This is a genomic window from Streptomyces sp. NPDC058646 (assembly GCF_042716875.1).
In the GTDB taxonomy this organism is placed as follows: domain Bacteria; phylum Actinomycetota; class Actinomycetes; order Streptomycetales; family Streptomycetaceae; genus Streptomyces.
On the sequence record NZ_JBHXRK010000007.1, the window covers coordinates 21,454 to 37,026 of the forward strand.

Below are 15,573 nucleotides of genomic sequence, written 5' to 3' on the forward strand. Positions count from 1 at the left end.
ACGGGGTGTCGTACGGGCCCTTGCAGTCAGTCAGTCAGCCGGTCGGCCGGAACGGACCGTCAGCCGTTGCGCTTCCAGCGCGGCTTGTCGTCGCGGCGGCCGCCGAAGGAGCCGGTGGAACCGGAACCGGAGCCGGAGCCGGACGGACGGTGGTCGTCGCGGCGGCCGTACGGACGGTCGCCGGCGCCGCCGGAGCGGAAGCCACCGGAGGGACGGTCGTCACGACGGTCGCGGTTGAACGGGCGGTCGCCGCCACCGGAACGGAAGCCGCCGGACGGACGGTCGTCACGGTTGAAGCCACCACCGGAGGGACGGTCGTCGCGACGGAAGCCGCCGGACGGACGGTCGCCGCCGGAGCGGAAGCCACCGGAGGGGCGGTCGCCACCGCGGTCGTCACGGTTGAAGCCGCCCGAGGGACGGTCGTCGCGACGGAAACCGCCGGACGGACGGTCGCCACCGGAACGGAAGCCACCGCGGTCACCGCCACGGTCGTCACGGTTGAAGCCGCCCGAGGGACGGTCGTCGCGACGGAAACCGCCGGACGGACGGTCGCCACCGGAACGGAAGCCACCGGAGGGGCGGTCGTCACGGCGGAAGCCGCCACGGTCGCCACCGCGGTCACCACGGTCGTCACGGTTGAAGCCACCGGAAGGACGGCCACCGCGGTCGCCCCGGTCGTCACGGCGGAAGCCGCCACGGTCACCGCCGCGGTCACCCCGGTCGTCACGGCGGAAGCCGCCACGGTCGCCACCGCGGTCACCACGGTCACCGCGGTTGTCGCGGCGCTCGAAGTTGCCCCGGTCGTCGCGCTGGGCGCGCTGCTCCTCGCGGCGCTCCTGCGCGGCCAGCTCGGCGGCAGCGGCGGCGGCAGCAGCCGCGACCTCGGCCTCGGCGGCCTCGGCCACCTCGGCGACAGCGGCCTCCGGGTCCTCACCACGCTCACGCGCGGAGCGGGCGACCAGGCGGTCGGCCTCCTCGCGCAGTTCGGCGGCGCGGCGCGTCAGACGCTCCAGCTGCTTGGTCAGCTCGGCGACCTCGCGCTCGGCCTGCTTGGCCGCGTTGTTCGCGGAGTCGGCCTGGACCTCGGTCAGCGAACGGGCACCGGTGATCTCGGCGACCTCCGGGTCGAAGGCGCCGACGCCCTGGACGATGTGGCGCGTGGCGTCGACGCCCGCGTCCTCCATCAGGCGGAAGATCTGGCGGCGCTGGTGCGGGAGCGCCAGCGACACGACGACACCGGACTTGCCGGCGCGGGCGGTACGGCCCGAGCGGTGCAGGTAGTCCTTGTGGTCACCGGCCGGGTCCACGTTCAGGACCAGGTCGATGCCGTCGACGTGGATGCCGCGGGCGGCGACGTCGGTGGCGACGAGCGCGTTGACGTAGCCGTCCTTGAAGTCGGCGAGGACGCGGGTACGGGCGCCCTGCGTCATGCCGCCGTGCAGCGCGTCGGCCTTCACACCGGACTCGACGAGCTGCTCGGCGATGCGGTCGGCGCCCAGCTGGGTGCGGACGAAGATGATGGTGCGGCCCTTGCGGGCGGCGATGGCGGCCGTGACCGGCGCCTTGTCCTTCGGCTTCACGACGAGCACGTGGTGCGTCATGGTCGTGACGTTGCCCTGGGCGCTGTCGACCTCGTGCGTGACGGGGTCGGTCAGGTAGCGCTTGACCAGGGTGCCGATCTCGTTCTCCATGGTGGCGGAGAAGAGCATGCGCTGGCCGCCGCCGGGGATCTGGTCGAGCAGCTCGGTGACCTCGGGCAGGAAGCCCAGGTCCGCCATCTGGTCGGCCTCGTCGAGGACCGCGACCTGGACGTTCGCCAGGGAGCAGGCGCCGCGGTTGATGATGTCGCGCAGACGGCCCGGGGTGGCGACGAGGACGTCGACACCGCGCTCCAGGGCGAAGATCTGGTTGCTCATGGAGGTGCCGCCGCAGACGACCTTCATCTTCAGGCCGAGGACGTCGCCGTAGGGCTGGAGGGCGTCCGCGACCTGCATCGCGAGCTCACGCGTCGGCGTGAGGATGATGGCGCGGGGCTTCTTCTTCTCGGTGTGGCCGCCGGCCAGCGAGGCCAGGGTCGGCAGACCGAAGGAGAGGGTCTTGCCGGAGCCGGTGCGGCCGCGGCCGAGGATGTCCTTGCCGGCCAGGGCGTCCGGGATGGTCGCGGCCTGGATCGGGAAGGGGGCGGTGACACCGTTCTGCGCGAGCTTGCGCACGATGCCGTCCGGCAGACCGAGGTCGCCGAAGGTGAGCGTGGGCTCGGCGTCGGCGTCGGCTTCGGCGTCGAAGTCGGTGTCGAGGGAGTCCTCGAGGGACTCGATGACCTCGTCCGTCTCGATGGCCTCGATCGCCGAGTCGACCGCAAGGGTCTCGACGGCGTCGACGATCTCGTGGGAGTCGTTCTCGGGCATGACGGAACGGTCAGAACTGGAAATGGACATGCGAAATGCGAAACCTTCCGGAGTCTCGGCACGCGCCCAAACTCCGTGAATCGCAAATCGACCGCCTCAATGCGGTCAGCCACGGCTAGGGAGAGTACGCGCCACGCGGCGCTCTTCGGATTCGGCGCCGGGCAATGGGATCAAACGATCTATAACCATACGCACCCTCCCCCGGGTCTGGCAAATCAGTCCGGGCATTACCCCTCTGACCTGCGAAGACCTACGGGGCCGAGAGTCCGCGGCGCCCCCTGCGACCGCAGTCGGACCGCCCGGACCTAGGGCTGGGGGACCTGCGGGTCGGTGCTCGGCTGCGGCCCCGGAGTGGGCGGTTCCGGAGTGGGTTCCGTCACAGGAGGCTCCGGCTCGGAGGGCTTCGGAGCCGGACTGGACGGCTGCTGGCCCCCGCCGGAGCCGCCCGGGGTGCCGGAGCCGCCCGAGCCCCCCGGATCGCCCGGACCGCCCGGGGGCGGCTGCTGGGGCCCCTGGCCGCCCGCTGAACCGCCCGGCCCCGCCGACGGCGAAGGCACCCCCGGCTTGGCGCTCGGCCCGCCGGGGCTCGGTGTGGCCCCGGTCGCGCCGGAGGCCTTGCCGTCCTCCTTGGGCCGGCCGTCCTGGCTCCCCGTACCGTCCTTCGCTCCGTGCCCGTTGCCGCGGACCCCGGAGCCCCGCCCGGAAGCGGAACCCCCGCCCGCGCCGGCCGTCGCCTTCTGGTCCGCCGACGAAGCGGGCCCGGGCTTCGCGGCGTCCTCGCCGACACTCATGCAGCCCGCCGTCGCCGCAACCGCGAGCGCGGTGACGGCGAGTCGGAGGGAAGCGGACAACTGGCGCACGGACGGCACCTCCGGAACCTGGAGACCTGGGGGACGAGCACTCCGCATGAGCGGGTCAATGTGCCCAACTCCCCGTGACCCGTAAGGGACACGCCCCCGCCGTCACCGGCTCTCCGTACGCAGCCGCCCCCTCAGCCCCACAGCCGGCGCGCCATCTGCGCGCCGAGGTGCACGGCGCCCAGCCCGACCAGCACCGAAGCCGCCACGTTCGCCGCCGCGAGGAAGGTCCGGCCCCGTTCGGCCAGCCGGAGCGTCTCGTACGAGAACGTCGAGTACGTGCTCAGCGCCCCGCACAGCCCGGTCCCCAGCAGCAGTTCCAGCCGGGCGGAGGCGGCCCCGGCCGACAGCGCGCCGGCCAGCGTCCCCAGCACCAGGCAGGCGGCCGCGTTGACCGCGAAGGTGCCCCACGGGAACACCGCATCCGGACTGTCCCGCCGCGCCTGCACCGCACGGTCCGTCAGGTAGCGCAGCGGCGCCCCGACGGCCGCGCCCGCCACCACGAGCAGCCAGTTCACGGGCGCCCCCGGACCGCGCGGCGGGTCAGCGAGGCCGCCGCCCACACCGCGCCGAGCGCGGCGGCGGCGGTGAGCCCGGCACAGGCCGCCGCGGCCCCGGCGCGCCCCTCGTCCAGGAGCCGCGAGACGTCCAGGGCATAGGTCGAGAAGGTGGTGAAGCCGCCGAGCACCCCGACCCCGGCGAAGGGCCGCACCAGCGGATGGGCACTCCGGCCGCCCTCGCCGATCAGCACCATCAGGACGCCGATCAGCGCACTGCCGGCCACGTTGATCCAGAAGGTCGCCCACGGGAAGGCCCCGGGACCGGCCGGCCACAGCAGGGAGATCCCGTACCGCGCCGATGCGCCGACCGCGCCGCCCGCCGCCACCGCGGCGAGCACCCGGCCCTGCGGCTCGGCCCGGTGGGCGGGCACGTGCAGGTCGACGTCCGGGTCGACCGCCCCGGCGCCCCCGTCCGGGCCGGGCCCCGGAGGGGTCATCCGTAGCCCAGCGCGTGCAGCCGGTCGTCGTCGATCCCGAAGTGGTGGGCGATCTCGTGGACCACGGTGACCTCCGTCTCCGCGACCACGCTCTCCCGGTCCTCGCACATCCGCAACGTGGGGTTGCGGTAGATGGTGATCCGGTCGGGCAGCACCCCGGCGTACCACTCACCGCGGTCCGTCAGCGGGGTCCCCTCGTACAGGCCGAGGAGCTCGGGGTCGTCGGCGGGCGGCTCGTCCTCGACGAACACCGCCACGTTGTCCATCAGCCGCGTCAGCTCCGGCGGGATGCGGTCCAGGGCCTCTGCGACGAGCTCTTCGAACTCCTCGCGCGTCATCTCCAGCACCCCGCCATTGTCGCTCCGACGGAAACCGTTTTGGCGATAGCTCCCCGGATCCCATATGCTTCTCACGTCCCCGACGCGCTGAGAAGTGCCCGGCGGGCCTTTAGCCCTCATCGTCTAGTGGCCCAGGACGCCGCCCTTTCAAGGCGGTAGCACGGGTTCGAATCCCGTTGGGGGTACGCATTACCGTGTGCAAGACTTGGTCTCGCACACTGCAAGGTCCTGTGGAGCAGTTGGTTAGCTCGCCACCCTGTCAAGGTGGAGGTCGCGGGTTCAAGTCCCGTCAGGATCGCTGAAGCCGGAAACGGTTTCGTGGCTGGGTAGCTCAGTTGGTACGAGCGATCGCCTGAAAAGCGATAGGTCGCCGGTTCGACCCCGGCCCCAGCCACCATCAAGAAGGCCCCGTCCTCAGGACGGGGCCTTCCGTGGTTACTCCCCCTCCGCGGCGGGCCCGGCGGGCTCCGCCGCCCCGGCCCTGCGGCGCCACTGCACCAGGCCGGCGGCCGAGGCCCCCGCGGCGACCAGCCCGAGCAGCGCCCAGTCCGGAACGGCGTCCGCGAAGGACGTCACCCACTGCTCCACGGCGAACGAGTCGTCCACGTCCAGCAGTCCCGGCAGCGCGCTCGCCCCGTCGTAGACCAGGAACAGTGCGCCCAGGGTGATGAAGAACAGCCCGGACAGCAGCGAGGTGGTGTGCAGTTCGAGACGGCCCACCGTGAAGGCCCGGCCGCGCAGCCAGCGCCGCCGGCCCAGCCCGAACCGCTCCCAGAGCAGGGCCAGCACGAACAGCGGTACGGCCATCCCCAGCGCGTAGACGGCCAGCAGCAGGCCGCCGTAGACCGGGCTGCCGCTGACCGCCGCGACCGTCAGGACGCTGCCGAGGATCGGGCCCGCGCAGAAGCCCGCCAGCCCGTAGACCGCGCCGAGCGCGTACACCGACAGGGCGGTCGTCGGCCGGATCCGCCCCGACAGCTCCGCGATCCGCCGCGAGGCGAAGCCCAGCCCCAGGATCTGCGCGCAGCCGAGGACGATGATCAGCCAGCCGCCCGCCAGCACCAGCGCGTCGCGGTTGCCGTGGAAGAAGCGCCCGGCGTACGAACCGGCCGCGCCCAGCGGTACGAGGGTGCTCGCGAGGCCGGCGTAGAAGATCCCGGTCCGCGCCAGCAGCCGTGACGCCGAGTCGATCGAGTACGCGAAGAAGGCGGGCAGGAGCAGGGCGCTGCACGGGCTGAACAGCGCGAGGAGGCCGCCCAGCAGGGCGGCCAGGTATCCGATCCCGTTCACTGCTTCGCCGCGGCCTCGGCCTCGGCGACGGCGGCCGTGAAGGCGCCGATCGGCTGGGCGCCGGCGATCGGCTTGCCGTTGACCAGGAAGGACGGGGTGGAGGTGACGCCGATGCGGTAGCCCTCCTCCTGGTCCTTCTTCAGGGCCGCAGCGGCCTGCTCCCCGGCCATGTCGGCCTTGAAGCGCTCCAGATCGGGGACCCCGGCCTCGCGCGCGAGTTCGACCAGGCGGGCCTCGCCGAAGCCCTTCTCCTTCGCCCCGTCGGCGTACGCGGCCGCGTGGAACTGCGCGAAGCGGTCCTGCTGCCCCGCCGCCCAGGCGGCCCTGGCGGCGGCCTCGGACTCGGCGCCGAAGATCGGGAAGTTGCGCCACTCGATCCGCAGGGTGCCCTGGTCGACGTACTTCTTCACCAGTTCGGGCTCGGTGTCACGGGCGAACTTGGCGCAGTAGCCGCACTTGAAGTCCGAGTACTCGATCAGGACGACGGGCGCGTCGGCGCGGCCCAGGGCGAGCTTGTCACCGTCCTCCCGGCGGGCCAGCGCCTTGAGCGCGGCGGCGGGATCGTTGCGGGGCGCGGCCGAGGAGGAGGGCGCGGCCGGGGCGGAGCCGCCGGCGCCCTTCGCGGCGGGGGCCGTGGCCTGCCAGGAGACGATGCCGAGGGTGACGGCGGCGACGGCGACCCCGGCGGAGACGAGCAGCGGCTTGAGGGAGGAGGAACGGGAAGAGGAAGACGGGGAAGGGGACATGCGGGTGCGTTCTCCAGTGGATGCGTATGCGTATGCGGATGCGACGGGCTGGGCCGACCGGCGGTGAACCGGTTCGCCAGGACCTCCTAGACCCGCATCACGGAGAGCTCCACCGGCCCGGGGGCCGGGCGGTCCGGCCCCCGGACGAGCACCCGTACGGACAGGGTGGCACCCGGCCGGTCCGCTGCGGGCACCGGCCGGGCGGGCGGGAGCTGCGCCTGCTCGCCCCCGGCGCGCGGCGGTGCGGCGGGGAGGCCGCCGCGGCCCGGGCCCGCGGGGGCGCACGATGGCCCGCCGTCGCCGCCGAACACGGCGGCCGGGACCGCGACCGGAGCGGAAACCGGAACCCGGGCCGACACTCCCGCCGCCGAAGCCGCGGCAACCGCCGGCACCACGGACGCCGCCCCGCCCGGCACGGAAACCGCCGGAGACCGCTCCGACGAAGCCTGAGCCGGCACGGAAGCCGCCGGGGCCGGCAGGCAGCGGCCGGGCCCGGCGCCGGCTGGGCCGGCGCCGCCAGGAGCACCGCGAGCACGGCCAGCACGGCCTGCACGACGGCGGCGGCCGGCCCTGCGGCCGTCCTGTGCCGCGCGCCGCGGGGCCTGCTGGTGGGCATACGTGGGGCCTCTCACGAAGGCGGATGGGGAACTCGTCCCGAAATGGTACGGGTCCACCCCACAAATGCGTTCGCCACCCGGAGGGCCCAGGTGAGATCCTCGATCAGGTATGTCTACTTCCTTCGCCGCCCTGCAGACGCTTCTCGGTGAGATCTCCCTCCGTGACGCGCACCGCCTCGGCCGCCGCCTCGAAGGCGCCCGCCGCATCCGCAAGCCCGAGGCCCAGCAGGCCGTGCTCGACGAGATCGCCGCGGAGGCCGCGAAGGCCGCCGCGCGGCTGGCCGGCCGTGCCTCCCGGATGCCGGAGGTCACGTATCCCGAGAACCTGCCCGTCAGCCAGAAGAAGGACGATATCGCCGAGGCGATACGCGACCACCAGGTCGTGATCGTCGCGGGCGAGACCGGATCCGGCAAGACCACGCAGATCCCCAAGATCTGCATGGAGCTCGGCCGGGGCGTCCGGGGCATGATCGGGCACACCCAGCCCCGCCGGATCGCGGCCCGCACGGTCGCGGAGCGGATCGCCGAGGAGCTGAAGTCCGAGATCGGCCGGACGGTCGGCTGGAAGGTCCGGTTCACCGACCAGGTGGACCAGGACGCGACCTTCGTGAAGCTGATGACGGACGGCATCCTGCTCGCCGAGATCCAGACGGACCGCGAGCTGCGCGCCTACGACACGATCATCATCGACGAGGCCCACGAGCGGTCCCTGAACATCGACTTCCTGCTGGGCTACCTCGCGACGCTGCTGCCGAAGCGCCCCGACCTCAAGGTCGTGATCACCTCGGCGACGATCGACCCGGAGCGGTTCTCCCGGCACTTCGGGGACGCGCCGATCGTCGAGGTCAGCGGGCGGACGTACCCGGTGGAGGTGCGCTACCGGCCCCTGCTCGAAGAAGAGGGCGACGACAGCGACCGGGACCAGATCACCGCGATCTGCGAGGCCGTGGACGAGCTCCAGTCCGAGGGGCCGGGCGACATCCTGGTCTTCCTCTCCGGGGAGCGGGAGATCCGTGACACGGCGGACGCCCTGAACAAGCGGAACCTCCGCTCCACCGAGGTCCTCCCCCTCTACGCGCGCCTCTCGCACGCCGAGCAGCACCGCGTCTTCCAGCAGCACACCGGCCGCCGGATCGTCCTCGCGACGAACGTCGCCGAGACCTCCCTGACCGTCCCGGGCATCAAGTACGTGATCGACCCGGGTACGGCCCGCATCTCCCGCTACAGCCACCGCACGAAGGTGCAGCGGCTGCCCATCGAGCGGATCTCCCAGGCCAGCGCCAACCAGCGCAAGGGCCGCTGCGGCCGCACCAGCGACGGCATCTGCATCCGTCTCTACTCCGAGGACGACTTCGACGCGCGTCCGGAGTTCACGGACGCCGAGATCCTGCGCACCAACCTGGCTTCCGTCATCCTCCAGATGACCGCGGCGGGACTCGGCGAGATCGAGAAGTTCCCCTTCATCGACCCGCCGGACCACCGCAACATCCGCGACGGCGTGCAGCTCCTCCAGGAGCTCGGCGCCCTGGACCCCTCGGAGAAGGACGCCCGCAAGAGGCTGACCCCGATGGGCCGCCAGCTCTCGCAGCTGCCCGTGGACCCGCGCCTGGCCCGCATGGTCGTGGAGGCCGACAGGAACAACTGCGTCCGCGAGGTCATGGTCATCGCGGCGGCCCTGTCCATCCAGGACCCGCGCGAGCGCCCCTCGGACAAGCAGACCCAGGCCGACCAGTACCACGCCCGCTTCAAGGACGAGACCAGCGACTTCCTGGCCTTCCTGAACATGTGGCGCTACGTCCGGGAGCAGCAGAAGGAGCGGGGCTCCTCCTCCTTCCGCCGGATGTGCAAGCAGGAGTACCTGAACTTCCTGCGGATCCGGGAGTGGCAGGACATCTACTCGCAGCTGCGCACGGTCGCCAAGACGATGGGCATCCACGTCAACGAGGCCGACGCCCCCGAGCACAGCGTCCACGTGTCGCTGCTGGCCGGGCTGCTCTCGCACATCGGCCTGAAGGACACCGACAAGAACGAGTACCTGGGTGCCCGCTCGGCCAAGTTCGCGGTCTTCCCGGGCTCGGCGCTCTTCAAGAAGCAGCCGAAGTTCGTCATGTCGGCGGAGCTGGTCGAGACCTCGCGGCTGTGGGCCCGGGTGAACGCCAAGGTGGAGCCCGAGTGGGTGGAGCCGCTCGCCCAGCACCTGATCAAGCGCACGTACAGCGAGCCGCACTGGGAGAAGGACCAGGCGGCGGTGATGGCGTACGAGAAGGTCACGCTGTACGGCGTACCGATCGTGGCCCAGCGGAAGATCAACTACGGGCGGATCGACCCCGAGGTCTCGCGCGAGCTGTTCATCCGCAACGCGCTGGTCGAGGGCGACTGGCGGACCCACCACAAGTTCTACGCCGACAACCGCAAGCTCCTCACCGAGGTGGAGGAGCTGGAGAACCGGGCCCGGCGCCGCGACATCGTGGTGGACGACGAGACCCTCTTCGACTTCTACGACCAGAAGATCCCCGAACACGTGGTCTCCGGGGCCCACTTCGACTCCTGGTGGAAGCACAAGAAGCGCGAGGAGCCCGAACTCCTCGACTTCGAGCGCGCGATGCTGCTGACCGAGAAGGCGGCCGGGGTCACGAAGGCCGACTACCCGGACTCCTGGCGCCAGGGGCAGCTGAAGTTCCGGGTGACCTACCAGTTCGAGCCGGGCGCGGACGCGGACGGCGTGACCGTCCACATCCCGCTCCAGGTGCTCAACCAGGTCACCGGCGAGGGCTTCGACTGGCAGATCCCCGGACTGCGGGAAGAGGTCGTCACCGAGCTGATCCGCTCGCTGCCCAAGCCGATCCGCCGGCACTACGTGCCCGCGCCGAACTTCGCGTCCCGTTTCCTGGACACGGCGGTGCCCCTCCAGGAGCCGCTGCCGGTGACCCTCGCGCGCGAGCTCCAGCGGATGGTCGGAGTCCCGGTGTCGGCCGAGGACTTCGACCTGAGCAGGATCCCGGACCACCTGAAGATCACCTTCCGGATCGTCGACGAGCGCCGCAAGAACCTCGCCGAGGACAAGGACCTGGAGGCCCTGCGGCTGCGGCTGAAGCCCAAGGCCCGCCAGGCCCTGTCCAAGGCCGCCGCGGCCACCGCCGAGCGGGCGGGCGGCGAGTCGGTGGAGCGGACCGGGCTGACCGACTGGACGATCGGCACGCTGACCCCGGTCTTCGAGACCCGGCGGGCGGGCCAGCCGGTGAAGGCGTACCCCGCGCTGGTGGACGACGGAGCGGCAGCGGGCACGGTCTCCGTACGGCTCTTCGACACCGAGGCCGAGCAGCAGCAGGCGATGTGGCTGGGCACCCGGAAGCTGATCCTGCTGAACATCCCGGTGAACCCGGCGAAGTTCGCCTCGGACCACCTGACCAACCAGCAGAAGCTGGCCCTGTCCAGGAACCCGCACGGCTCCATCCAGGCGCTGTTCGACGACTGCGCGACCGCGGCGGCCGACCAGCTGATCGCCGACCACGGCGGCCCCGCGTGGGACGAGGCGGGCTTCCGCAGGCTCTACGAGGCCGTACGGGCCGACCTGGTGGACACCACCGTCAAGACGGTCGGGCAGGTCCAGCAGGTACTGGCCGCCTGGCAGTCCTGCGAACGCCGCCTGAAGGCCACCAGCAGCCTCGCCCTGGTCGCGAACCTGCAGGACGTGAAGACCCAGCTCGCGGCCCTCGTGCCGGCCGGCTTCGTGACCCTGACCGGCCTGCGCAGGCTGCCGGACCTGATGCGCTACCTGGTGGCGGCGGACCGGCGGCTCCAGCAGATGCCCACGGGCGTCCAGCGCGACACCACGCGCATGGAGAAGGTCCACGAGATGCAGGACGAGTACGCCTGGCTCCTGGAGCAGCTGCCGAAGGGGCGTCCGGTCCCGTCCACGGTCACCGACATCCGCTGGATGATCGAGGAACTGCGGGTCAGTTACTTCGCCCACGCGCTCGGCACGGCCTACCCGATCTCCGACAAGCGGATCGTGAAGGCCGTGGATGCGGCCGCCCCGTGATCGGGTTCGACCGCACCCCCTGAGCTGCTGTACAGTCTGATTCGCAGCCAAGCAATCGGCCGCACAGCAAGGACCTGTGGAGCAGTTGGTTAGCTCGCCACCCTGTCAAGGTGGAGGTCGCGGGTTCAAGTCCCGTCAGGTTCGCAGAAACGTCAGGGCCCGCATCCCCCAGGGGATGCGGGCCCTGACGCGTTGACGGGTCCGTACGCCGCCCTCCCGGCGCCAAGCCCCGGCCGCGCACGCAGCGCCGCCCCTCGCGCTCTCGTGCTCCCCCGGCGGCCCGTCCGGCCCCCGGGGGCTTGCAGGGCCCTCGGGCCGCCGGCACCGCCCCTCCGGGCGTCGTGGGCGCTGGGGCGCCGAGAATCCCCCGTTCGCGTGATGCGCTCTGCGACGCCTGTCCCCTTACGGGGTGCATTGCCGCAAACACAAGAGTGATCATCTGTGACGGGAGTCACCGCATGAGTTTTTGGGACTTGTACTTTTATCGCACTCATACGCCGCCTCGATTTAATATGTGCAATTGCACCTGCCCCTGGCGCGCCCCGCGCCGGCCCCGCCCCAGCCCTGACCTGGGCATAAAAAAGATCGCGCTGGACCCGGCGGAGTCCAGCGCGACCGAACGACTGAAGGGCCTGTTGGGGCAGGCCCGGTCGTATGAAGCTATGTAGGTTTCATCGGATTGGGGGACCCGATATAAACCCGTTAAAGCGGGGTGTTACGAGACCTCAGGCCTCGCTGCGCTGCTGCGGAATTCCCGCGAGCAGTGCGCGGACCTCGGCCTCGCGGTAACGGCGGTGTCCACCCAGGGTGCGGATGGACGTGAGCTTGCCAGCCTTGGCCCAGCGGGTGACCGTCTTCGGGTCCACGCGGAACATCGTGGCAACCTCAGCCGGGGTCAGCAGCGGCTCGGCATCAGGGGTGCGAGCGGTCATGAGCGGCCTCCTCGGGAGAACCGAACCATCTCGGTTCTTTCCTCTAAATTCTGCACCTTGGCCCGCGGTGCCCGAAATGGACATACGCGGGCCGAGTCGGTTATAGGACGAACGGCTTGTCCTCGGCACTACAACTACACCATCCGTCCAGCCTCGACGGCCAAACCGATGGAATTGCCCTCCGAGGTGTTCATCAGCGGCGGAAGCCGATGGACCGACCTATAACGGACGGTCACCCCACTGTGACGATCAGTCACAGAGCGATCAGGAGTCGTCAGACCCCCCGTAGAGCGCAATGCCGAGCATTCCGCCCGAAGTTGGACGGAAGGAACCCTCCCCGGACTCCTTGTCCTATTTTGGCACGAGGGTAGGGGAAGGGCGCAAGGGTGTAGTTAGTGCGGTCCGTCACCCTTGGGCCAATGGCCCGTATCGGGACGTAGGTCCTGGTACTAGGACCCAAATGTAGTGATCAAGGCGCTGATCAGCCAGTTGTGACCGATCGACCGATAGGCAACGGTACGTTCCCGGGAGACGGAGCCGTTCCGGGCGTTCCACGCGAGGAAGCGAAGAACACCCGGCCGGCCTCGGCGCACCCGCCGGAACCGCCGCTAGTTCGCGAAGAGCCTCTCCCGGACCGCCCGCCACCGCTCCGCCAGCCCCTCGTACGTCTCGGCCGCCCCCGCCGCGTCACCGGCCCGCAAGGCGGCGATACCCGCCGCCAGGTCCTTCGCCGAGCGGTCGGCCGCCAGCCGGTCCGCCGGCAGCGCGTACAGCAGCCCGCCGTAGTCCAGCTCGACCATCGAACGCGGGTGGAACTCCTCCAGCCAGCTCCCGACCTCCACCAGGCCCTCGGCCAGCAGCCCGTAGCCCTCCGCCTCGCGCAGGGTCCGCAGGGACCGGGCCAGCCTCCGCCTCGCCTGCACCATGGGCGTCCGGTAGCGCAGCAGCTCGCCCGGGCGGTGCTCCCGTTCCTCGTCCCCGAACAGCACGAACCAGCGCAACGGCACCTGCCACACCCCCGTACGGATCCACGGGCGCGCGTCGGGGTTCCGCTCCCGCCAGCGCTCGTACTCCTCGGCCGCCTGCCGGCGCACCACCGGCGGGAGCGCGGCGTCCAGCACCGGAGCCGGGAACCACTCCACGAGCTCCTGGAGCGCGAGCCAGCCGCGCAGCCTCGTCCGCCACGGGCAGACCAGCAGCACCCCGCCCACCTCCGCCGTGAAGGCGTCGGCGCTCTCGTGCTCCGGCACCCCGACCACGGGCACCCGGACCAGATCCTCCAGCGACCGGCGCAGTTCGTCCTGGGCCGTCGGGGTCACCCCGCGCCGGGCGTAGGCGGCCCAGTGCGTGCGCTCCGACTCCGGGAAGGCCGCCAGCGGCTCGTAGACGCGCAGATAGGAGGCGTACGGGACGGTCGGCGCCGAACGCGCGGCGGGCAGCAGGGGATCGGTTGATTCGCTCACGCTCTCGTACTGCCCCTTCGAAGGGCCCGGTTCACCTCCCGCGCCCGGCTTGGCGCCGACGGGAACCGGGTCCGGTACTCCTGCCGGGTTCCGATCCACGGACAGGGCGACCGCGTGCGCCCCGCAGGTCTTACGCTGCTCCCAGCACGCCCTCCCCACCCGCAGGGGGGCGCCATTCCGCCGCATCTCACCCATGGGAGTCACCACCGTGACCGAAATGACCGACGGCGTCCTGCACACCCTGTTCCGCACGGAGCAGGGCGGCCACGAGCAAGTCGTGCTGTGCCAGGACCGCGCCACCGGACTGAAGGCCGTCATCGCGATCCACTCCACCGCCCTGGGCCCCGCCCTCGGCGGTACCCGCTTCCACGCCTACGCCTCGGACGAGGAAGCCGTCCTCGACGCGCTGAACCTCTCGCGCGGCATGTCGTACAAGAACGCCCTCGCCGGTCTCGACCTCGGCGGCGGCAAGGCAGTGATCATCGGTGACCCCGACGTCCTCAAGAGCGAGGAACTCCTGCTGGCCTACGGCCGGTTCGTGGAGTCCCTCGGGGGCCGCTACGTGACGGCCTGCGACGTCGGCACCTACGTGGCGGACATGGACGTCGTGGCCCGCGAGACCCGCTGGGCGACCGGCCGCTCCCCCGAGAACGGCGGTGCCGGCGACTCCTCCGTGCTCACCGCCTTCGGCGTCTTCCAGGGCATGCGCGCGAGCGCGCAGCACGTCTGGGGCGACCCGACCCTCCGCGGTCGCAAGGTCGCCGTCGCGGGCGTCGGCAAGGTCGGGCACTACCTGGTCGAGCACCTGCTGGAGGACGGTGCCGAGGTCGTCATCACCGACCCGCGCCAGGAGTCCGTCCAGCGGATCCTCGACAAGCACCCGGGCAAGGTCACCGCGGTCGCCGACACGGACGCGCTGATCCGCGTGGAGGGGCTGGACATCTACGCCCCCTGCGCGCTCGGCGGCGCCCTGGACGACGAGACGGTCGCGGCCCTCACGGCCAAGGTCGTGTGCGGTGCGGCGAACAACCAGCTCGCCCACCCGGGCATCGAGAAGGACCTCGCCGACCGCGGGATCCTCTACGCCCCGGACTACGTGGTGAACGCGGGCGGCGTCATCCAGGTCGCCGACGAGCTGCACGGCTTCGACTTCGACCGCTGCAAGGCCAAGGCCGCGAAGATCTTCGACACCACCCTGGCCATATTCGCTCGTGCGAAGGCGGACGGGATCCCGCCCGCCGCGGCGGCCGACCGCATCGCCGAGCAGCGCATGGCGGACGCCCGCGCCGCCCGCGCGGTCTAGCCCCGGGCCAGGACCCTCCGGGGCCCTCCGGGTGCGCCCGCCGGGGTGCGGCGAGACGGAACTCACTGCGCTTCGGCGGGTCGCCCGCCAGGAAAGGGTTAAAATCGCAGCTGACCAGCGAGGACGGGGCGCCCCGCTGGTTCTGCACCGGGGCACGTCATGCGGGCGGCGTACCGTATGGCCGCGGAAGCAGGTACCGTTAAACCCCTACGGACGGTCTCTCCACCGAGAGCCCGCTCCGAACCATGAACGCGTGTCAGACTCTGGGGCCGTCGAGCCCCGTCACCGAGGGGGTCGAGCCATGGGGCGCGGCCGGGCCAAGGCCAAGCAGACAAAGGTCGCCCGCCAGCTGAAGTACAACAGCGGCGGGACTGACCTCTCGCGTCTGGCCAACGAGCTGGGCGCATCGCCGACGGAACCGCTGCCTGTCAGCGAGCCGGTCGAGGTCGATGACGATCTGGATGACGACGACGACCCGTACGCCAAGTACGCGGAGCTGTACAACAGCGATGACGACGACGAGGACGAAGAGTCCGGTCCGTCGGCACAGCGTCGCGGCGCTTGACGCTCCGACACGTCT

The 15,573-nt window shown here is 71.4% G+C and carries 13 protein-coding genes and 4 tRNA genes; 7 read left to right on the forward strand and 10 right to left on the reverse strand.

The genetic code is table 11. The features are described from left to right. Nucleotides 1-59: 59 nt before the first annotated feature. The 5 genes from ACFWUZ_RS10540 to ACFWUZ_RS10560 form a co-directional block, all read right to left on the reverse strand. Nucleotides 60-2,408, reverse strand: a complete 2,349-nt coding sequence (locus tag ACFWUZ_RS10540) for a DEAD/DEAH box helicase (protein ID WP_384370367.1) — start codon at nt 2,406-2,408, stop codon at nt 60-62. A gap of 305 nt (nt 2,409-2,713) precedes the next feature. Further along, entirely contained in the window at nt 2,714-3,268 is a 555-nt protein-coding gene (locus ACFWUZ_RS10545) for a hypothetical protein (RefSeq protein ID WP_384370370.1), read from the reverse strand. A gap of 131 nt (nt 3,269-3,399) precedes the next feature. Next, complete coding sequence (crcB, locus tag ACFWUZ_RS10550; RefSeq protein ID WP_384370373.1) at nt 3,400-3,783, reverse strand: fluoride efflux transporter CrcB; 384 nt, start codon at nt 3,781-3,783, stop codon at nt 3,400-3,402. Continuing rightward, complete coding sequence (locus ACFWUZ_RS10555; protein ID WP_384370376.1) at nt 3,780-4,262, reverse strand: CrcB family protein; 483 nt, start codon at nt 4,260-4,262, stop codon at nt 3,780-3,782. The genes crcB and ACFWUZ_RS10555 overlap by 4 nt, the downstream gene beginning before the upstream one ends. Continuing rightward, complete coding sequence (locus ACFWUZ_RS10560) at nt 4,259-4,609, reverse strand: metallopeptidase family protein (RefSeq protein ID WP_030726307.1); 351 nt, start codon at nt 4,607-4,609, stop codon at nt 4,259-4,261. The genes ACFWUZ_RS10555 and ACFWUZ_RS10560 overlap by 4 nt, the downstream gene beginning before the upstream one ends. 103 nt (nt 4,610-4,712) lie before the next feature. Between ACFWUZ_RS10560 and ACFWUZ_RS10565 the strand changes: the two genes are divergently transcribed. From ACFWUZ_RS10565 to ACFWUZ_RS10575, 3 genes are all read left to right on the forward strand, one after another. Beyond that, a tRNA-Glu gene (locus ACFWUZ_RS10565) sits at nt 4,713-4,785 on the forward strand. 39 nt (nt 4,786-4,824) lie between these two features. Continuing rightward, a tRNA-Asp gene (locus ACFWUZ_RS10570) sits at nt 4,825-4,898 on the forward strand. Between the two features lie 22 nt (nt 4,899-4,920). Then, nucleotides 4,921-4,997: transfer RNA gene (locus ACFWUZ_RS10575), tRNA-Phe, on the forward strand. A 38-nt stretch (nt 4,998-5,035) separates the two neighbouring features. On the opposite strand, the gene ACFWUZ_RS10580 is transcribed toward ACFWUZ_RS10575, so the two are convergent. The 3 genes from ACFWUZ_RS10580 to ACFWUZ_RS10590 form a co-directional block, all read right to left on the reverse strand. Continuing rightward, nucleotides 5,036-5,890, reverse strand: coding sequence for a cytochrome c biogenesis CcdA family protein (locus ACFWUZ_RS10580; RefSeq protein WP_384370379.1), 855 nt, complete (start codon nt 5,888-5,890; stop codon nt 5,036-5,038). Then, nucleotides 5,887-6,636, reverse strand: coding sequence for a DsbA family protein (locus ACFWUZ_RS10585; RefSeq protein WP_384370382.1), 750 nt, complete (start codon nt 6,634-6,636; stop codon nt 5,887-5,889). The genes ACFWUZ_RS10580 and ACFWUZ_RS10585 overlap by 4 nt, the downstream gene beginning before the upstream one ends. Nucleotides 6,637-6,722: 86 nt before the next feature. Continuing rightward, on the reverse strand, nt 6,723-7,031 hold the full coding sequence (locus ACFWUZ_RS10590) for a hypothetical protein (RefSeq protein WP_384370385.1): 309 nt from the start codon (nt 7,029-7,031) through the stop codon (nt 6,723-6,725). Nucleotides 7,032-7,362: 331 nt separating this feature from the next. Here ACFWUZ_RS10590 and hrpA point away from each other — a divergent pair, with 331 nt between their 5' ends. Continuing rightward, nucleotides 7,363-11,295 carry an ATP-dependent RNA helicase HrpA gene (gene hrpA, locus ACFWUZ_RS10595; protein ID WP_384370388.1) on the forward strand — a complete coding sequence of 1,311 codons (3,933 nt, stop codon included), beginning with the start codon at nt 7,363-7,365 and terminating at the stop codon, nt 11,293-11,295. A gap of 70 nt (nt 11,296-11,365) precedes the next feature. After that, a tRNA-Asp gene (locus ACFWUZ_RS10600) sits at nt 11,366-11,439 on the forward strand. Nucleotides 11,440-12,020: 581 nt separating this feature from the next. On the opposite strand, the gene bldC is transcribed toward ACFWUZ_RS10600, so the two are convergent. Next, the gene (gene bldC / locus ACFWUZ_RS10605; RefSeq protein ID WP_003949541.1) at nt 12,021-12,227 is read right to left on the reverse strand and encodes a developmental transcriptional regulator BldC; all 207 of its coding nucleotides are present in this window, start codon (nt 12,225-12,227) and stop codon (nt 12,021-12,023) included. A 608-nt stretch (nt 12,228-12,835) separates the two neighbouring features. After that, nucleotides 12,836-13,690: a hypothetical protein gene (locus ACFWUZ_RS10610; protein WP_384370391.1), complete on the reverse strand. Its 855-nt coding sequence runs from the start codon at nt 13,688-13,690 to the stop codon at nt 12,836-12,838. A 193-nt stretch (nt 13,691-13,883) separates the two neighbouring features. On the opposite strand from ACFWUZ_RS10610, the gene ACFWUZ_RS10615 reads away from it, so the two are divergent. Together ACFWUZ_RS10615 and ACFWUZ_RS10620 are read left to right on the forward strand one after the other, a co-directional pair. Beyond that, entirely contained in the window at nt 13,884-14,993 is a 1,110-nt protein-coding gene (locus ACFWUZ_RS10615; protein WP_384370394.1) for a Leu/Phe/Val dehydrogenase, read from the forward strand. 301 nt (nt 14,994-15,294) lie between these two features. Next, nucleotides 15,295-15,558: a DUF3073 domain-containing protein gene (locus tag ACFWUZ_RS10620; RefSeq protein ID WP_384370397.1), complete on the forward strand. Its 264-nt coding sequence runs from the start codon at nt 15,295-15,297 to the stop codon at nt 15,556-15,558. The last annotated feature ends 15 nt before the right edge of the window (nt 15,559-15,573 follow it).